We start from the raw sequence: 16676 nt of genomic DNA, 5'->3' as shown, positions 1-16676 counted from the left end.
GGTGAGGGCGATCACGCCTGCGGATCAGTGACTGATCCGCAGGCGTGATCACTGCGGGTCATTGTGCATGTCCGGTTTGTAATTAAATGTCTGGCGGTGCCGAGGGGAGGGGAGTTTTGTGCGGGCTACCGCCCTCTTGTATTCGATTCATTCGACTCCTAATGTCATCGTCGCTCCTACGGGTGTGCTCTGATCTGCGGTGTTGTGCGCGGAAGCGCTTCGACAATCCCGTGCCGCCCGTTCCCCCCTCGATGGTTCTTGTCAGGCTGGAGATGTCATGCAAATGTCACGTCGCGGCGTTCTGATCCTCGGCGCCGCAGGCGCCGCCGGAGGCCTTTCCGCGGGCTCGGCCCAGGCCGCCGGGACGGCTGACGGAACGGACGCCTCCACGCGCACCGAGCGCCTGTATCTGTCCGGAGTGGACGCCGACCACCCGGTCGACTGGGACTTTCTGTGCACGAGCGGGCGGCACAGCGGCAGTTGGGGCAGCATCCCGGTTCCGTCCAACTGGGAGTTCCACGGATACGGCACGTACAACTACGGGTGGAATCTGGTCCCGGAGGAAAAGGGCCGCTACCGGCGCACCTTCACGCCCCCCGCCCACTGGCATGACAGGCGCGTCTTCCTGGTGTTCGAAGGGGCGATGACCGACACCGAGGCATGGATCAACGGTGAGCCGGCCGGGCCGGTTCACCGCGGCGGCTTCTACCGGTTCCGTCATGAGGTGACCGGAAAGCTGCGTCCGGGGCGGGACAACCTCCTGGAGGTGACGGTCAGCAAGGAATCCGCCGACGACTCCGTCAACCGGGCCGAACGCCTGGGGGACTACTGGAACTTCGGCGGCATCTACCGCCCCGTCCATCTGGAGGCATTCCCGCTCCAGCACATCGAACGCATCGCCGTCGACGCCCGAGCCGACGGCACACTGCGGATCGACGCCCATCTGTCGGGCACCGGTTCCGCCGACCGCCTCGTAGCCCGGGTAACCGACCTCTCCGGGCGCCCGGTCGGCGCCCCGTTCACCGCGGCCGTCGCCCCCGGCGACACGACGGTGACACTCAGGACCACCGTCGACTCCCCCCGGCAGTGGACGGCGGAGACCCCGCACCTCTACCGCGTCGAGGTCGCGCTCCGCGCCGGCGACCGCCGCACCGTCCACCGCGTCGACGAGAGATTCGGCTTTCGCACTGTCGAAGTGCGCCCCGGCGACGGCGTGTACGTCAACGGCGTCAAGATCCTCCTCAAGGGAGCCAACCGGCACACCATCTGGCCCACGTCCGGCCGGGCGACCAGCGCACGCATCAGCCGCAAGGACATCCTCCTGATGCAGGAGATGAACATGAACGCGGTCCGGATGTCCCACTACCCGCCGGACACGCACTTCCTCGACCTCGCCGACGAACTCGGGCTCTACGTCCTCGACGAACTGGCCGGCTGGCAGAAGTCATACGACGAAGCGGCAGGCAAGCCCCTCGTCGCCTCCCTCGTCACCCGTGACGTCAACCACCCGTCGATCCTGTTCTGGTGCAACGGCAACGAAGGCGGCTGGAACACCGCCCTCGACGACGACTACGCCCGCCACGACCCCCAGCAGCGCGCCGTACTCCACCCCTGGGCCACCTTCGGAGACATCAACACCGACCACTACGAGACGTACGACAGCACGCGCCGCATCCTCCAGGAACGCGACGACGTCTTCATGCCCACCGAGTTCCTCCACGGCCTCTACGACGGCGGCGCCGGCGCGGGACTCGACGACTACTGGAAGCTGATGGGCCGTGAACGGCTCAGTGCCGGAGGCTTCCTGTGGTCACTGATCGACGAGGGCATCGTGCGAGACGACCTCGGCGGCGCCATCGACGTGGCGGGCAACGCCGCACCCGACGGCATCCTCGGCCCCTTCCGCGAGAAGGAGGCCAGCTTCTACACGATCAAGGACATCTGGTCTCCCGTACAACTCGCCGAGCCGGAGCGGTTCACCTCCGCCCTGCCGGACGACTTCGACGGGCGGATCAGCCTCACCAACCACTACGCCTTCACCAACACCCGCACCTGCCGGTTCACTTGGCGGCTCCTGGACTTCCGCACCCCGTCGCAGCGGCGGGACGGCCACACGGTGCGCGCCCAAGGCACCGCCGCCGCCCCGGACATCGAGCCCGGCGCGCAAGGAGTGCTGCGCCTGCCCCTGCCGTCCGGCTGGCGACGCGCCGACGCCCTGGCGCTCACCGTCACCGATGCCGACGGCCGCGAGATCCACCACTGGACATGGACCATCGCGTCCGCCGCCGACCAGGCCCGACGGCTGGTACGGCTGGGCCCGGGCCCAGCCGTACGCGGCCGGCTCACGGACGACAGGCTCACCCTGACATCCCGCCACACCACGGTCACCCTCGACGCCACGACGGGCATGCTCGCCGGCGTCACCCACCGAGAGCGGGACTTCGCGCTGTCCCGCGGCCCGCTGCCCACCACCGGAACGGCCGACCTCGTCCGCCTGACGCACGGGCCCGACGGCAGCAGCTACACGGTGCGGGCCGAGTACTCCGGCGTCCTGCGCCACGTCCGGTGGAGTCTGCACCCCAGCGGTCTGCTTCAGTTGGACTACCGCTACCACCTCACCGGCGAGCACGACCTCTTCGGTGTCGGCTTCGACCATCCCGAATCGCAGGTGACCGGCGTGACGTGGCTCGGCCACGGACCGCACAGGGTATGGAAGAACCGGCTGCGCGGCGTCGCGACGGACGTCTGGACGAAGCAGTACAACGACACCGCGACCGGTGCCGACGGCTGGGTGTACCCGGAGTTCAAGGGCTACCACGCGGGCGTCCGCTGGGCGTCCCTGCACACCACCGCCGGACGTCTCACCGTGGCCTGCGAGGACGAGGACCTCTATCTCCGCCTCTTCACCCCCCGGTTCGGACCCGACCCCCGCCATACCGCGCCGCCCTTCCCGAAGGGAGACCTGTCGTTCCTCGACGCCATCCCCGCGATCGGCACCAAGTTCGACGCGCCGGCCGCGCTCGGCCCCAGCGGCGGCCCCACCACGGCGACGGGCGACTACGGTCGAACCCTGTACTTCTCGTTCTCTCAGTAGCGCGCGTCACTGTTGTGCACTACGGCCAGGTAGACGGTGTTGGCCGAGGTGCCGCCCTGCAAAGGGTTGTCGAAGTCGACGACATGGGCCGCTGCCTGTGCGAAGACCTCCCTGAGCGCGGAGGTGAACTCCTCGTCAGGCGGGTCGTTCGACCACAGGGCGAACACCCCGCCGGGGTGGAGGTGTTCGGCGAGGGCACGGAGCCCGGCAGGCTCGTAGAGCGCCGCATGCCGGGGATGCAGGACATGGCGCGGTGAGTGGTCGACGTCCAGCAGGACGGCGTGGAAGCGGCGGCCGGGATGCTCCGGGTCCAGGCCGCCGGGGTCGGCGGCCAGCGCGAAGAAGTCGCCGTGCACCAGGCGGCAGCGGGCGTCCGACGTCAGCCGCGCTCCGAGGGGCACCAGGTGCCGCTGGTGCCAGTCGATGACTTCGGCGAGAGCGTCGATCACCGTCAGCGAGCGGACTCGGGGGTCGTCCAGCGCCGCCTGGGCGGTGTAGCCGAGTCCGAGTCCGCCGACGGCGACGTCCAGTTCGGTGTCCGGCAGCTTCGCCAGTCCGAGTTCCGTGAGCGCGATCTCGCCGGCGGTGAAGAGGCTCGACATCAGGAACTCGTCGCCGAGCTTCACCTCGTACACATCCTCGCCCGAGCCCGGGTGACGGCGCCGGCGCAGACTGATCTCGCCCATCGGTGTCGGCTGCCAGTCGATCTCCTCGAAGCGCAGGCTCATCCGCTGCCCCTTCTGACGTTCGTTCCTGGATGCATGAGTGCCGCCGCTGCTGCCGGCGTGGAAGCGGAGGCGCCGGGGGCCCGGTCAGGCGTCGATGACGACCGGGATGATCAGCGGCCTGCGGCGGTGGGTGCGGAACGCCCAGTTGCCCACGGCACGGGCGATGAGCTGTTCGAGCTGGTGGGCGTCGCCGACGCTTTCCTGGGCGGCGGTGGCCAGCGTCTTCTCGATGACGGGGATCACCGGCTCGAAGGTGGCCTCGTCGTGGACGAAGCCGCGGGCCAGGAAGTCGGGGGCCTCGGCCAGGGCGCCGGTGTCGGCGTCGACGATGGCGACGACCGTGATGACGCCCTCCTGGGCAAGGGTGACGCGGTCCTTGAGGGACGCTTCGGTGGCGCCGCCGACTTCCATGCCGTCCACGTAGACGTTGCCCGCGGGCACCTTGCCGACGATGGAGGCGCGGCCGTCGACGAGGTCGACGACGACACCGTCCTCGGCGATGACGACCCGGTCGGGGTCGACGCCGGTACGGATGGCGAGGTCGGCGTTGGCCCGCAGGTGACGGAACTCGCCGTGGACGGGCATGACGTTGCGGGGGCGGACGATGTTGTAGCAGTAGACGAGTTCGCCGGCGCTGGCGTGGCCGGAGACGTGCACCTTGGCGTTGCCCTTGTGCACGACGTTGGCGCCCCACCGGGTCAGACCGTTGATCACCCGGTAGATGGCGTTCTCGTTGCCGGGGATGAGGGAACTGGCGAGCAGGACGGTGTCGCCCTTGCCGATGCGGATCTGGTGGTCGCGGTTGGCCATCCGGGACAGGGCGGCCATCGGTTCGCCCTGGGAGCCGGTGCACACCAGGGTGATCTTGTGGTCGGGGAGCTTCTCCAGCTCCTTGGGGGTCACGATCAGGTTGGACGGAACCTTGAGGTAGCCCAGGTCACGGGCGATGCCCATGTTGCGGACCATGGAGCGGCCCACGAAGGCCACCTTGCGGCCGTGCTGGTGGGCGGCGTCCAGGACCTGCTGGATGCGGTGCACATGGCTGGCGAAGCTGGAGACGATGACCCGCCTTGGCGCGGTGCGCATCACCTGTTCGATCGCGGGGTTCAGTTCGCGTTCGGAGGTGGTGAAGCCGGGGACCTCGGCGTTGGTGGAGTCGGTGAGGAACAGGTCCACGCCCTCCTCGCCGAGACGGGCGAAGGCACGCAGATCGGTGATGCGGTCGTCCAGCGGGAACTGGTCCATCTTGAAGTCACCGGTGTGCAGCACCATCCCGGCCTCGGTGCGGATCGCGACGGCGAGGCTGTCCGGGATGGAGTGGTTGACCGCCACGAACTCGCAGTCGAAGGGGCCGAAGCCGCGCCGGTCGCCCTCGCGCACGCGCACCGTGCGGGGCCTGATGCCGTGCTCCTTGAGCTTGGCCTCCAGGAAGGCGAGGGTCAGCTTGGAGCCGACGACGGGGATGTCCCGGCGCTCCCGCAGCAGATAGGGCACGGCCCCGATGTGGTCCTCGTGGCCGTGGGTGAGCACGATGCCCAGGATGTCGTCGAGGCGGTCCCGGATCGAGGTGAAGTCGGGCAGGATCACATCCACGCCCGGCTGGTTCTCCTCCGGGAACAGCACACCGCAGTCCACGATCAGCAGTTTGCCGGCATGCTCGAAGACGGTCATGTTCCGGCCGATTTCGCCCAGGCCTCCCAGGGCGGTCACCCTCAGTCCGCCGGCGGGCAGTGGCGGGGCGGCTTTGAGTTCTGGGTGTGGATGGCTCATACCCCTACGTTACCGGTGGGTCTGCCGAGGTGATCCACTGCCTGCCCGGTCGATGCGCCTCGATGCTGGTCCATTCGGTGTACGGCAGGACGCGACCGGCGTCCGCGCTGTGCTGGGAGTGGGCCGAGATCGCGCCGGGGTGGCAGTCAGCGGAGGTGATCACTTCCGTCCTGGTGGCCCAGTTCGGTGAGGACGCGGGCCAAGGTGTCGGTGAAGAAGTCGACGGCGGTGGAGTCGATGCGCAGCGGCTGTGTCATCGTGAAACCATCCCGAGCGCTCGACAGGGTCATCCGCCAGGACGAACCTGTCCGCTCTCGTCGGCGACGACGCGGACCCCCGTCGGGTCATGGACATGGGACGGCGGCTCCCGTCACATACCGGTCGATCAGCCGCCGCGTCACCGACGGAGCGATCACCGCGTCGCCGCGCGGCCGCACGCAGCGCGACGTAGGCGTCATCGTCATGGTGAGGACCAGGTCCGGGCGCGGCATGAGCGCCCACACCACGGCCGGGCCATCTTCACTGTGGGCACCGGCCGACGAGCAGCGTGAGCATCCCGCCGCCCCTCACACCAGACCTGTGACGCGACGTGCAAACCTCCTGTTGCATCGTGCTCAACGCGGACCGCGGACCGCTGTCGGCGTATCTGCCGCAGAGGTCAGAGGACCTTGGCCAGGCCGGCGAGCGCGGACCGATAGTCGGGCCCGACGGGACTGAGGACGGCGGTGGTGACTCCTGACGTGAAGAGGTCCTGTATGCGGGCACGGACGTGGTCGGGCGTGCCCGTCAGGGCCAGCCGGTGCGCCCACTCCTCGGGTATCGCCTGAGCGAACTCCTGCGCGCTCTTGCTGGTGCGGCGCAGCGCGGCGAGTTCGTCGTGGAAGCCGAGGGGAACGATGTGGGGTGCCCAGTCGGGATCGCCCAGGGGCGCCAGGGCGGGCCGTGCCGTGGCGAGGGCGGCGTGCGGGTCGTCGTCGACGACGGTGATGTTGTAGGTGGCGATCCGGTGCGGGCGCTGCGCGTTGATGCTGGTGAGGGCGTGGCGGACGTACTCGGGTGAGACCGGCTCGGCGAGCAGGGTGCCGTCGGCCACTTCACCGGAGAGGGCGAGTGACTTGGGTCCGCGAACTCCGGCGAAGATGTCGGGGACGTGCTCGGGCAGTACCGACGGGTCCAGGCACAGTCCGTCGAGCCGGACGTAACGGCCGTCCATGTCGGCCGGTCGGCCTGCCAGCAGTGTCTTGAGCGTGTGGATGTACTCGCCGAGCAGCGTCAGAGGGCTGGCGGGCCAGGCTCCGGCGCTGCGCATCCAGTCGGGCATGCCGTGTCCGACCGCGAGGTCGAGGCGGCCGGGGTGGAGCTGGGCGAGCGTGGCCGCTTCCATCGCGGCGAAGGCGACGTTGCGGGCGGCGGCGGGCAGCAGCCCGACTCCGACGCGGATGCGGCGGGTGCGGGCCAGCACAGTGGCGGCCTGGACGAGCCCTCCGCGGTAGCCGAGGTCCTCGACGACCCACAGTTCTCCGAAGCCGTAGTCGTCCGCTTCCTGCGCGAAGGGGATGAGGTCGGCGTGGGGGATGTCGCGGGGGAGGAGGACGCCGATCGTGCCGGACGCATCCTGCGGGCTCATGAGTGGTCTCCTTGGTGTTGCCCTGCGGGATCTGTGCTGGGTTGCGTGCGCTGGGCCCCGTCCACCGCGGCGGTGCGCTTGCGGGTGTCGGCGGCGGGAGCGATGAGGATGGCGGAGGCGACGAACACCAGAACCACCACCATGGCCGAGCGCAGCCCGTAGTGGTCGCCCAGGAACCCCAGGGCCGGGGGCCCCACGAGGAAGGCGACGTAGCCGATGACGGCGACCAGTGAGACGCGGGCGGTCTGGTCGGGGCCAGAGTCGCCCGCCGCCGACAGGGCCACGGGGAAACCGAGGGAGGCCCCAAGTCCCCAGAAGAGTACGGCTGTTGCCGCTACGGCAGCGTTGTCGGAGAAGATGACCAGGAGAAGTCCGACGGCTCCGGAGACGGCGCTCGCGCGCACGACAGCGGCCCGCCCGAAACGACTGAGGAAGAACCCGCCGCTGAAGCGTCCCAGCGTCATCGCCGCCGCGAACCCCACGAAGACGAGCGAGCCCATCGTGGCGTCAAGGCCGTGGCCGTCGACCATGAGCAGCGGCAGCCAGTCGTTGGCGGCGCCCTCGGCCAGCGCCATGGCCAGCACGATGGCGCCGATCAGCAGCAGCTTCCGGTCCTTCCACACCTGAGGCCCGGACCGTCGCGCCGCACCGGGACCCGGTGCCGACGGCGCGGCGCTGATGCCGACACCCCCGGGAACGGAACGCAGGGCGTGGACCAGCATCCCCGTGGCTGCCAGGGCGACCACGGCCATGTGCCAGGGGACGGGGATCGCGGCGGCGGTGGCCGCCATGCCGGCCGAACCCCCGATGACCGTGCCCAGGCTGAAGCAGCCGTGCAGCGTGGGGAGCACCACGGTCCCGGTGATGCGCTCCACGTCGGCGCCGTCCACATTGACCGCTACCTCGCCGCCGCCCATGCCCGCGCCGAACAGGCACAGTCCCGCGGTGACCAGGGGTGCCGACTGCACGGCGCTGCCCACACCGATGACGACCGTGCTCGCGACGATCAGGAGAGTGCCGAGCGCGATGACCGGCCGGGTGCCGAACCGGGACACGAAACGTCCGGAACACAGAATGCCGATCATGGAACCCACGGACAGACCGAACAGGACCAGTCCCATCTGTCCGGTGGACAAGCCCAGTTGATCGCGGACATCCGGGGTGCGCGTGACCCAGGACGACAGGGCGATGCCTGGCAGGAAGAACAAGAGGTACAAAGCCTGACGGCGTCGGCCTACGGCGCGGTCTGTCAAAGGGAAGCTCCACTGTGTCCTTGAAGAACGGTTCGGACGGCCGACAGGGTGCAGCCATGTCCGTGGTGCCCGGTCGCGGCCGGTCCCTGTCTACCTGCCATCCGGGGCGCCGGGGAAACGGATTTGTCGTTTCCCCTTGAACCTCAAGTGGCCGAGTGACGCGTGCCTGGAGTGCCGCTCACGGCAAGTTGTGCGCTCGCCCAGGGACCAGGTCTCGGCGCCCAGGTAGAGCCCCGCGGAGGGTGTGGACCTCGCGGATCGTCTCTGACCAGGCACCACCTCCACCAGGCAGAGACCGCCGATCCATGGATAAACCTTCCTCTGCCGCCCCTGCGCGGGCGCCCCTACGGTCGAGGCTGCGGGCGCTCACCGGCCCGCCGTACCGAAAGAGCAGGACCCTCATGAAGATGACCGGCAACACGATTCTGATCACCGGCGGAACCTCGGGCATCGGCCTCGGTCTGGCCCTGCGTCTGCACGAGGCCGGCAACAAGGTGGTCGTCGCCGGCCGGCGCAAGGAACTCCTCGACGAGATCACGGCCGAGCACCCGGGCATCGACGCACTCGTCCTCGATGTCGCGGACCCCGACTCGATCGCCCGGGCCCGCGAGAGCGTGGCGGCGAGCCACCCGGGGCTGAACGTCCTGGTCAACAACGCCGGCATCATGCTGCCGGAGAACCTCCTCGACCCGGCCGAACTCGCGGTCGCCGAGGATCACGTCACGGTCAACCTGCTCGGCACGATCCGGATGACGTACGCCTTCCTGCCCCTGATCGCGGGCAAGGACGACGCGGTCGTCATGAACGTCACCTCCGCGCTGGCGTACGTCCCGTACGCGATCGCTCCGACCTACGGTGCGACCAAGGCCGGGCTGCACTCCTTCTCCGAGAGCCTGCGCATCCAGCTCGCCGGTGCCGACGCCGGCATCCAGGTGATCGAGATGGTCCCGCCGGGCGTGCGCACGACCCTGATGGGCCAGCAGGAAGCCGAGAACGCCATGCCGTTGGACGACTTCCTCACCGAGGCTCTCGGCCTGCTGCGTGAGAAGCCCGACGCGAAGGAGATTGTCGTCGAGCGCGCCGGGTTCCTCCGCGACGCGGTGGCCAACGGCTCCTACGGCGACGTCCTCGCCATGATCAACAGCAGCTGACCGAGCTGTAAGCGCCTTCGTCTCGATCGTCGGATGGGAGGCGACCGGCTCCGTCCTGAGTGCGGACGGGCACGCGGGCGCCCGTCGGCACGACGGACATCGCCGGGCCGGACGACGAGACCCGAGGCCGGTCCACGGCGTTGGGCCTCGTCGACGGGCGACCGTCGCCACAGGCTGTCTTCCGGGCCGACGGCCTGTGGCGCACCGCCGACGGTCGGCGATTTTCCCATGTCGGCCGTGTGAGCGGCTTCGCGCGGGCGACGAGTGGAGGGCTCAGCCAGGGATCGGCGGTCTCTGGATAGCCTGGTGGGAGGCGGCGAGGATGGGGGCATGGACAAGAAGGAACTGGCGGCATTCCTGCGCCACAGGCGTGAGATGTTGCGCCCCCGCGACGTCGGGCTGGTCGAGGGGGCGCGCAGGCGCACGCAGGGGCTGCGCCGCGAGGAGGTCGCGCAGCTCGCCGGCATGTCCACCGACTACTACGCGCGGCTGGAGCAGCAGCGTGCTCCGCAGCCCTCGGTCCAGATCACCGCGGCTCTGGCCCGGGCGCTGCGGCTGTCCCTGGACGAACGCGACCATCTGTTCGTGCTCATCGGCCACAACGCCCCGGCCCGCTTTGAGCGCTCCGAACATGTCAGCCCGCCGCTGATGCGGGTCCTGGACCGCCTGGACGACTCCCCGGCCCTGGTGCAGACGGACATGGTCGACACCCTCGCGATGAACCCGTTGGCCGTCGCGCTGCTCGGTGACCAGACCCGCCACACCGGTCTGGCCCGCAGCGGCTACTACCGCTGGTTCATGGACCCGGCTGAACGTCTGATGGTTCCCGAGGAGAACCGCGAACGCCACGGCCGCGCCCAGGCGGCACGCCTGCGGGCCGCGCTCACCGCCGGCAGCGACACCCCCCGAGCCGCCCGCATCCTCGCCGAACTCCGGGAACACAGCCCCGAGTTCGTCCGGATGTGGGAACTTCAGGAGGTCGCCCAACGCTACGAGGACTGCAAGACCATCCTCCATCCCGAGTTCGGCCGCATCGACGTCGACGCCCAGGTGCTGCTCACCGAGAACCGGGCCCAGATGCTGGTGGTGCTGACCACTCGTCCCGGCACGGAGAGCCACAGCAAACTCGAACTGCTCTCCGTCGTAGGGCAGCAGCAGCTCACCTCCTGACGTTCTGGGCCGGGGGACGGGCAAAGGCTCGGCGGGGGAGGGGCCGGACAAGGGCCCCTGAACGTCTGGGCGGTCCGAGTGCGGGCATGCCGCCGGCCCCCAGGGATCGCGTGTACGCGGCCATGTCATCGTCGACGCCTTTGGTCCGCCCGTCGTGATGTCCGCGGTCGCGGGCGGGACTCGACGGCGCCACGGCCCAGGCGCTTCGTCTCAGTGATCGAGCAGCCAGCTTGACCGGATGCTGCCTCCGTTTTACTCTCGACTGTGTACGGAGGCAGCATCCGTTTTGTGCGGCCGCCAGATCACGGCAGGCAGGAGGGCGCATGAGCGCCGGCGAGCAGCGGGGACGCAAGCCCCGCGCGGACGTCCAGCGCAACCGCGCGGCCCTGCTGGAGACCGCGCAGCGTCACTTCCTGCGACACGGGGTCGGTACCTCTCTTGAGGCGGTGGCGAAGGAGGCGGGTGTGGGGCCCGGCACTCTGTACCGGCACTTCCCCACCCGGGAGGCGCTGCTGGCGGCCGTGCTCCAGACGCGCTCCGAGGAGCTGGTGGCCCGCCAGGCGGACATCGAGCGGCTCGGCGACCCGGCCGAGGCACTGGAGCAGTGGCTGCGGGCGATGGAGGACTACTTCAGCGCCTTCAGCGGACTGCCGGACCCGCTCATGGCCGCGGCCCGGGCGCAGGAGCCGGACAACCCGCTCACCATCCCCTGCGGCATCCTCATCACCGCCACCGACCAGTACGTGCGCGCCGCGCAGCTCGCGGGACGGGTGCGCGCGTCGGTGCGGGGCAACGACCTGTTCCTCGCGGCCTGCTCGATTGCCTGGATCAAGGGCAACGGCGCCGAGGAGGAATCACTCGACCGGCTCCGCACCCTCATCGCCAGCGGCTACCGCCGGCCGGACACCCAGGCGTAAACCGCCAGGCGCCCCGCCCCGACCTTCGCAACGCCGGGGGCGCCTCACATAGCCATCACATCGTGCTGCCCTGGGGGCGGCACAACCTTCTGAGGAACAAATCATGAAAGTTACTGTCATAGGCGCCGGTGCCATCGGCGGGAACCTTGCCGCCAAACTCAGCACGGCCGGTCACGACGTCCAGGTGGCCGACGCCCGCGCGGCGGAGGCTACCGACGCCGTCCAGGGCCGGGACGTCATCATCCTGGCCACCCCCTTCGGAGTGGCAGGCCAGCTCGCCGGCCTGTTCGCCCTGGTCCCCGCCAAGACCGTGGTCATCGACACCGCGAACTACTACCCGCACCTCAACGGGCAGATCGAGGCCGTGGACAACGGCGCAGTCGACAGCGTGTGGAACGCCGAACAGCTGGGCCGCCCCGTGGTCAAGGCGTGGAACGCCGCCCTGGCCGAGACCCAGCGGACCCGGGGTGTTCCGGCCGGAACTCCCGGCCGCCTCGCCCTCCCCGTCGCCGCCGACTCCGTGGAAGCGCGGCGTGTGGCCATGCAACTCGTGGACGACACCGGCTTCGACCCCTACGACGCCGGTACCCTGGCCGACTCCTGGCGCCAGCAGCCGAACAGCCCCGCCTACTGCACCGAACTGACCCTCGACGAGCTGCCCGCAGCCCTGGCCGCCGCCGACCGCGCCAAGGACGCGGCAATCCGCGACAGCGTCCCGCAACGCTTCGCCGCCCTCGGCGCCAACCCCACCCTGGACGACATCGTCGAGATGAACCGCGCCGCCCACCGCTGAGCCACCCGAGCCGGCTCTCGTGCACTCCACCACGAGAACGGCAGCGCCAGAACACCACGCACACCCACAACGAACGCGAAGAGCGCACAGTCCCCGCGCTGCAGCCCGCAGCCTCGGCACGCCGCCGCCTGCGAGCATCCGCAAGCCTGCCGGCACCCGCAGAGCGCATCCTGCGCCCATCCCTTACGCCGGCCGCCTCCTTGCATGCCCTGCCGTACCGCGCTGCGCGGCGGCCGCCGTGGCGGCGAGTGCCCGCCACAGAGCTATAGAGCCATAGAGCCGCAGAGCCATAGAGAGGAACCGCCTTGCCCGGCACCACATCAGCCTTCACCGACATCGCACGCTCCCGACGCTCCCCCCGGCAGTTCCTGCCCACCGCCCTGTCCCCTTCCGACATCCGCGGCGTGCTGGAAGACGCACAGACCGCCCCCTCGAACAGCAACACCCAGCCGTGGACAGTTCACGTCGTCTCGGGTGCGGCTCGGGACGCCCTGGCCAAGGAGCTGCTCCGGGCCGAGGAGGAGGGGCGGACCTCCCCGGATTTCACCGATGGCTACGGCGAGGAGGGCGTCTACGTCGAGCGGTCACAGGCCCTGGGCGCGAGTGTCTACCGGGTCCGGGGCGTCGAGCGCTCGGACCGGGACGGCAGGAGGGAGGCGGTCCGCGAGAACCTGGAGTTCTACGGCGCTCCCCATGCCGCCTTCCTGTTCATGCCGGCACTCGGCGACGGGGTACGGACGGCCGGCGACATCGGCATGTACGCGCAGAACTTCCTGCTCTCACTGGCGGCGCGAGGGCTGGCCGGCATCCCGCAGACCATCCTCGGCGTCTACGCCGACACCGTCCGCGAGTTCCTGGGTGTCCCCGCGGAGCTCAAGCTGCTGTTCGGCATCTCCTTCGGCATGGCCGACCCGGCGGCACCGGTGAACACACTCCGCACGGAGAGGGTTCCGCTCCAGCGGAGCGTGGTCGTCCATGACACCCCGGGAGTCCTCGACAGGCCGTAGTTCCTCCGCCCGCAGGAACCATCCGGCGCCTGGACCCGGGCCGCTGCTCGACCAGCCCGGGCCCAGGCGCCCGCACCGGAGACATTCTCCGGTCCTCATCGCCTCGTCCGAGGAGCAACCATGACAAGCCGACAGATGACACTGGGCATGCAGTTCAGCGGCGGATACGGGGCCGCACCCGGGGCCTGGCGGCTGCCGGGTGCGAACCTGAACAGCTACACGGACATGGACCAGTTCGTGCGGTACGCGCAGGCCGCCGAGCGCGGCAAGATCCAGCTGCTGTTCATCGCCGACACCCCGGTCCTGGACGTCGACCTCGACCGCCATGCCCCGCACCACATGATCGACCCGCTGCTGATCCTGACCGTCCTCGCGCGTGAGACCGAGCGGATCGGCCTGGTCACCACCGCATCCACCACGTTCACCGAGCCCTACAATCTCGCCCGCCAGTTCAAGGCCCTGGACGTGATCAGCCACGGCCGGGCCGGCTGGAACGCGGTGACCACCTCCGACCCCGCCGCCGCGGCCAACTTCGGCGCGACGATCCCACCGCGCGCGGAGAAGTACGAGCGTGCCCACGAGGTCATCCAGATCGTGCAGGCACTGTGGGGCAGCTGGGAGAAGGACGCCTGGCTCCTCGACGTCGACGGCAAGCGGTTCGCCGACATGGACAAGATCCAGCCGGTCAACCTGCAAGGCAAGCACGTGGCCTCCCGCGGACCGCTGCCCATCCCCCCGTCCGAGCAGGGCCAGCCAGTCATCTTCCAAGCAGGCGGCGGCAGTTACGGCCTGGAACTCGCGGGTCGTCACGCCAGCGGCGTCTACGCCAATCCGTACACCATCGAGGACGCCCGGGCTCAGCGCCAGGCCCTGCGGGACGCCGCCAAGCGCGCCGGACGCGACCCGGACGAGGTGAAGATGCTCGCCGGCTTCATGCCGACCATCGCCCCCTCCCGCCAGGCCGCCCTTCAGCGGCGCCGCTTCCTGGACGAGGTCGTCGACCTGGACCAACGCGTCCGCTACCTCGGCGCCATGATCGGCCTCTCGCTCGGCCCCGGCCGGCTCGACGAGCCGCTGACCGCGGACCAACTCGCCGACGCCATACCCAGCCCGCACGACCCGCGCTCCACGCGCGCCCTCGAAGTGGCCCGGGAAGGCTGGCCCCTGCGCGACGTGCTCGCCCACGGCGTCATCGACTACCACCCGGTGGTCGCCGGCACCGCCGCCGACGTGGCCGACCACATGCAGCAGTGGTTCGAGGCAGGAGCCTGCGACGGCTTCTCGATCGCTGTCGACAGCTACCACGACGGCTTCGACACCTTCGTCGACCAGGTCGTCCCCATCCTCCAGGAACGCGGCCTGTTCCACGACGACTACGAAGGCCCCACCCTGCGCGAGAACCTCGGCGCCCACAAGCAGTACGGCCTCGACCCACGCCTCACGAAGCCGGCCCGGTCATGATCACCCCACGCAGCTCCTCAGCCGGTGCGCGACTACGAGACCCGGCTTGAGCACTCCGAGGCGATGCTCACCCTTGCCTCGATCACGCTCATGACCCGCAGACTCACCCGGCCCGCCGTCCAGCCCAACGCAACCTTGGCCCGATCTGCCGAACTCGTCCACGCTGCTTGAGGCGTCACAGGTCCGACGGGAGCGGCATTACGATGGGCGCGACGATGCCGTCCATCGCGTCGTTCAGGACCGCCTCGCGCTCGGCCGGGTCAGTACATGACGCCGACCAAGCCTGGGGCCGGCATGTTCGCCTGGGTCATGCCCCGGCTCCTGCGTGGGGTCGCGCGAGCGGGCCGGCCGCCGCGGCAGCCGGGCAAGGGCGCGATGCTGACCGAGGGCGTTCTGACCAGGCAGACGGTGGCGGAGTGGCGACACATCGAAGCCCCGGAAGGTGCAGGCGACTTGAGAGGTCACCCGCTCCAACCGGAGCTTCGCTGCGTTCGGGACGGGACGGTCTGCAGACGTCGCACCACCGTGACCTGCGACTCCGTACCGTCATCAGGACTTTGAAACAGCCCTACCAGGGCGTGTCGCTTCTTCGGCTGGCCGGACCAGCCGAAGGGCGGGTCACGGGATGTACACCGGGGTCATGCTCGACTCCTTGGAGCACTTGACGAACTGCCCTGTGCTCTCCCGGTAGACCGGCCACTTGATGTGGTCGCGGGTGTTGGGACCGTACTCGCCGTCAACCCTCGCACCCGAGGCGGTCTGCGCCCTCCTGAGGGCGGCTTCCGTCAGGTCACCGAAATCCCCGTCGAGCGTGAGATCGGCGGAGTAGCACTTCTTCAGCGCTCGCTGCACAGCCGTGACGGCGGAATCGGTTCTGCTGCCGACATCACCGTTGGCCAGGTAGCAGGTGGAGGTCGCGGTGGACTCGTTCCAACCCCAGGGGAGCGGCGCCCTCAGGTCCCGGTTGTTGTCGACGAACATGCTGACGCTGTAGGTGCAGTGCCGGTAGGTGCCGTGCGCCGATGCCGCGGGGGCCGCCGCGAACGACACGGCGAGTGTGCCGGTGAGCAGGGCGCCTGTGAGGGTGAGGCTGGCGAGACGGCGGCTTCTACGAGTGCTCATGTCCATCCTTTGTCAGTGAACCGACTGCGGTGTGCGGTGAGTTGCACGGCCTTCGGGGCCGCGTGGGTCCACTCCGGGCCCGTTCCCCCCTGCAGTGAGGGAACGGGCCACGGTGGGTTCGTGGAACGGCCGGTCCATCAGACCGTGAGACGGTTGGCCCAGGCCTTGAACGGGGCCTTGGACGGCACGCAAGTGTGGGCCCCGGCGTCGTTGCCCCGCAGCCACCCTAGGGTCGTCGTGGGCTTCGGACTTTGTCGTCCGTGCAGGGGACTTTGTCAGTCGTGCACCGCCTCACGTTGACGCGCATCAGGGCTGGTTCCACGACGACCCCGACCTACGGACCGTCCTGACACACCAGTGGGAGAGGCTGAAGGGCGCCGGTCTGCATCCCACGCCCGGCGCCGCGGAGGACACAGGGGCCTCTGGGCGAGCGCATCATGTCGACTCGACTGCCCTCCATGCTTCGCGCAGTGGTGTTCGATGTTGGCGAGTGCCTGGTGGACGAGACCTGGGAGTACGGGACATGGGCCGACTGGCTTGGTGTACCGCGTCACACCTTCACCTGCCCACTACGCCCGCGACA

Annotated in this window: 12 protein-coding genes and 1 pseudogene; 8 read left to right on the top strand and 5 right to left on the bottom strand. The window is 69.6% G+C overall.

Annotated features, from left to right (window positions below; translation table 11 throughout):
• Nucleotides 1–277 precede the first annotated feature (277 nt).
• Entirely contained in the window at nt 278–3094 is a 2817-nt protein-coding gene (locus SLINC_RS03545) for a glycoside hydrolase family 2 (RefSeq protein WP_067426523.1), read from the top strand.
• Here SLINC_RS03545 and SLINC_RS03540 read toward each other — a convergent pair.
• The 4 genes from SLINC_RS03540 to SLINC_RS03525 form a co-directional block, all read right to left on the bottom strand.
• Entirely contained in the window at nt 3088–3822 is a 735-nt protein-coding gene (locus tag SLINC_RS03540; RefSeq protein ID WP_067426519.1) for a polyamine aminopropyltransferase, read from the bottom strand. The genes SLINC_RS03545 and SLINC_RS03540 overlap by 7 nt on opposite strands.
• Nucleotides 3823–3906: 84 nt before the next feature.
• Nucleotides 3907–5592 (bottom strand): ribonuclease J, encoded by a 1686-nt coding sequence (locus SLINC_RS03535; protein WP_067426516.1) that lies wholly within the window; start codon nt 5590–5592, stop codon nt 3907–3909.
• Between the two features lie 658 nt (nt 5593–6250).
• Nucleotides 6251–7219, bottom strand: a complete 969-nt coding sequence (locus tag SLINC_RS03530; protein ID WP_067426513.1) for an LLM class flavin-dependent oxidoreductase — start codon at nt 7217–7219, stop codon at nt 6251–6253.
• Nucleotides 7216–8472 carry an MFS transporter gene (locus SLINC_RS03525; RefSeq protein WP_067426510.1) on the bottom strand — a complete coding sequence of 419 codons (1257 nt, stop codon included), beginning with the start codon at nt 8470–8472 and terminating at the stop codon, nt 7216–7218. The genes SLINC_RS03530 and SLINC_RS03525 overlap by 4 nt, the downstream gene beginning before the upstream one ends.
• A gap of 401 nt (nt 8473–8873) precedes the next feature.
• On the opposite strand from SLINC_RS03525, the gene SLINC_RS03520 reads away from it, so the two are divergent.
• The 6 genes from SLINC_RS03520 (at nt 8874) to SLINC_RS03495 (ending at nt 14971) form a co-directional block, all read left to right on the top strand.
• Entirely contained in the window at nt 8874–9623 is a 750-nt protein-coding gene (locus tag SLINC_RS03520) for an SDR family oxidoreductase (protein WP_067426506.1), read from the top strand.
• Nucleotides 9624–9953: 330 nt separating this feature from the next.
• Nucleotides 9954–10793: a helix-turn-helix transcriptional regulator gene (locus tag SLINC_RS03515; protein ID WP_067426503.1), complete on the top strand. Its 840-nt coding sequence runs from the start codon at nt 9954–9956 to the stop codon at nt 10791–10793.
• A 323-nt stretch (nt 10794–11116) separates the two neighbouring features.
• Nucleotides 11117–11710, top strand: coding sequence for a TetR/AcrR family transcriptional regulator (locus SLINC_RS03510; RefSeq protein WP_067426500.1), 594 nt, complete (start codon nt 11117–11119; stop codon nt 11708–11710).
• Between the two features lie 103 nt (nt 11711–11813).
• On the top strand, nt 11814–12503 hold the full coding sequence (locus SLINC_RS03505; RefSeq protein ID WP_067426497.1) for an NADPH-dependent F420 reductase: 690 nt from the start codon (nt 11814–11816) through the stop codon (nt 12501–12503).
• A 305-nt stretch (nt 12504–12808) separates the two neighbouring features.
• Complete coding sequence (locus SLINC_RS03500; protein WP_067426494.1) at nt 12809–13510, top strand: nitroreductase; 702 nt, start codon at nt 12809–12811, stop codon at nt 13508–13510.
• A gap of 120 nt (nt 13511–13630) precedes the next feature.
• A complete protein-coding gene (locus SLINC_RS03495) occupies nt 13631–14971 on the top strand; it encodes an NtaA/DmoA family FMN-dependent monooxygenase (protein WP_067426491.1) in 1341 nt (446 codons plus the stop codon).
• A 618-nt stretch (nt 14972–15589) separates the two neighbouring features.
• Here the strand turns inward: SLINC_RS03495 and SLINC_RS03490 are convergent.
• Nucleotides 15590–16093 (bottom strand): peptidoglycan-binding domain-containing protein, encoded by a 504-nt coding sequence (locus tag SLINC_RS03490; protein ID WP_067426489.1) that lies wholly within the window; start codon nt 16091–16093, stop codon nt 15590–15592.
• 458 nt (nt 16094–16551) lie between these two features.
• Here SLINC_RS03490 and SLINC_RS49125 point away from each other — a divergent pair.
• Nucleotides 16552–16653, top strand: a pseudogene (locus SLINC_RS49125) (haloacid dehalogenase); the annotation flags it as partial.
• Between the last annotated feature and the right edge of the window lie 23 nt (nt 16654–16676).

Source organism: Streptomyces lincolnensis, from assembly GCF_001685355.1.
Classification (GTDB): domain Bacteria; phylum Actinomycetota; class Actinomycetes; order Streptomycetales; family Streptomycetaceae; genus Streptomyces; species Streptomyces lincolnensis.
The sequence above is the reverse complement of the archived record's forward strand: the minus strand, read 5'-3'. Positions and strand labels throughout refer to the sequence as shown.

What these genes read in the sequence shown, in the direction of transcription:
- SLINC_RS03540 (WP_067426519.1), bottom strand. Translation starts at nt 3,822, where the DNA reads ATGAGCCTGCGCTTCGAGGAGATCGACTGGCAGCCGACACCGATGGGC.
- SLINC_RS03545 (WP_067426523.1), top strand. Translation starts at nt 278, where the DNA reads ATGCAAATGTCACGTCGCGGCGTTCTGATCCTCGGCGCCGCAGGCGCC.
- SLINC_RS03495 (WP_067426491.1), top strand. Translation starts at nt 13,631, where the DNA reads ATGACAAGCCGACAGATGACACTGGGCATGCAGTTCAGCGGCGGATAC.
- SLINC_RS03520 (WP_067426506.1), top strand. Translation starts at nt 8,874, where the DNA reads ATGAAGATGACCGGCAACACGATTCTGATCACCGGCGGAACCTCGGGC.
- SLINC_RS03515 (WP_067426503.1), top strand. Translation starts at nt 9,954, where the DNA reads ATGGACAAGAAGGAACTGGCGGCATTCCTGCGCCACAGGCGTGAGATG.
- SLINC_RS03490 (WP_067426489.1), bottom strand. Translation starts at nt 16,093, where the DNA reads ATGAGCACTCGTAGAAGCCGCCGTCTCGCCAGCCTCACCCTCACAGGC.
- SLINC_RS03530 (WP_067426513.1), bottom strand. Translation starts at nt 7,219, where the DNA reads ATGAGCCCGCAGGATGCGTCCGGCACGATCGGCGTCCTCCTCCCCCGC.
- SLINC_RS03535 (WP_067426516.1), bottom strand. Translation starts at nt 5,592, where the DNA reads ATGAGCCATCCACACCCAGAACTCAAAGCCGCCCCGCCACTGCCCGCC.
- SLINC_RS03510 (WP_067426500.1), top strand. Translation starts at nt 11,117, where the DNA reads ATGAGCGCCGGCGAGCAGCGGGGACGCAAGCCCCGCGCGGACGTCCAG.
- SLINC_RS03505 (WP_067426497.1), top strand. Translation starts at nt 11,814, where the DNA reads ATGAAAGTTACTGTCATAGGCGCCGGTGCCATCGGCGGGAACCTTGCC.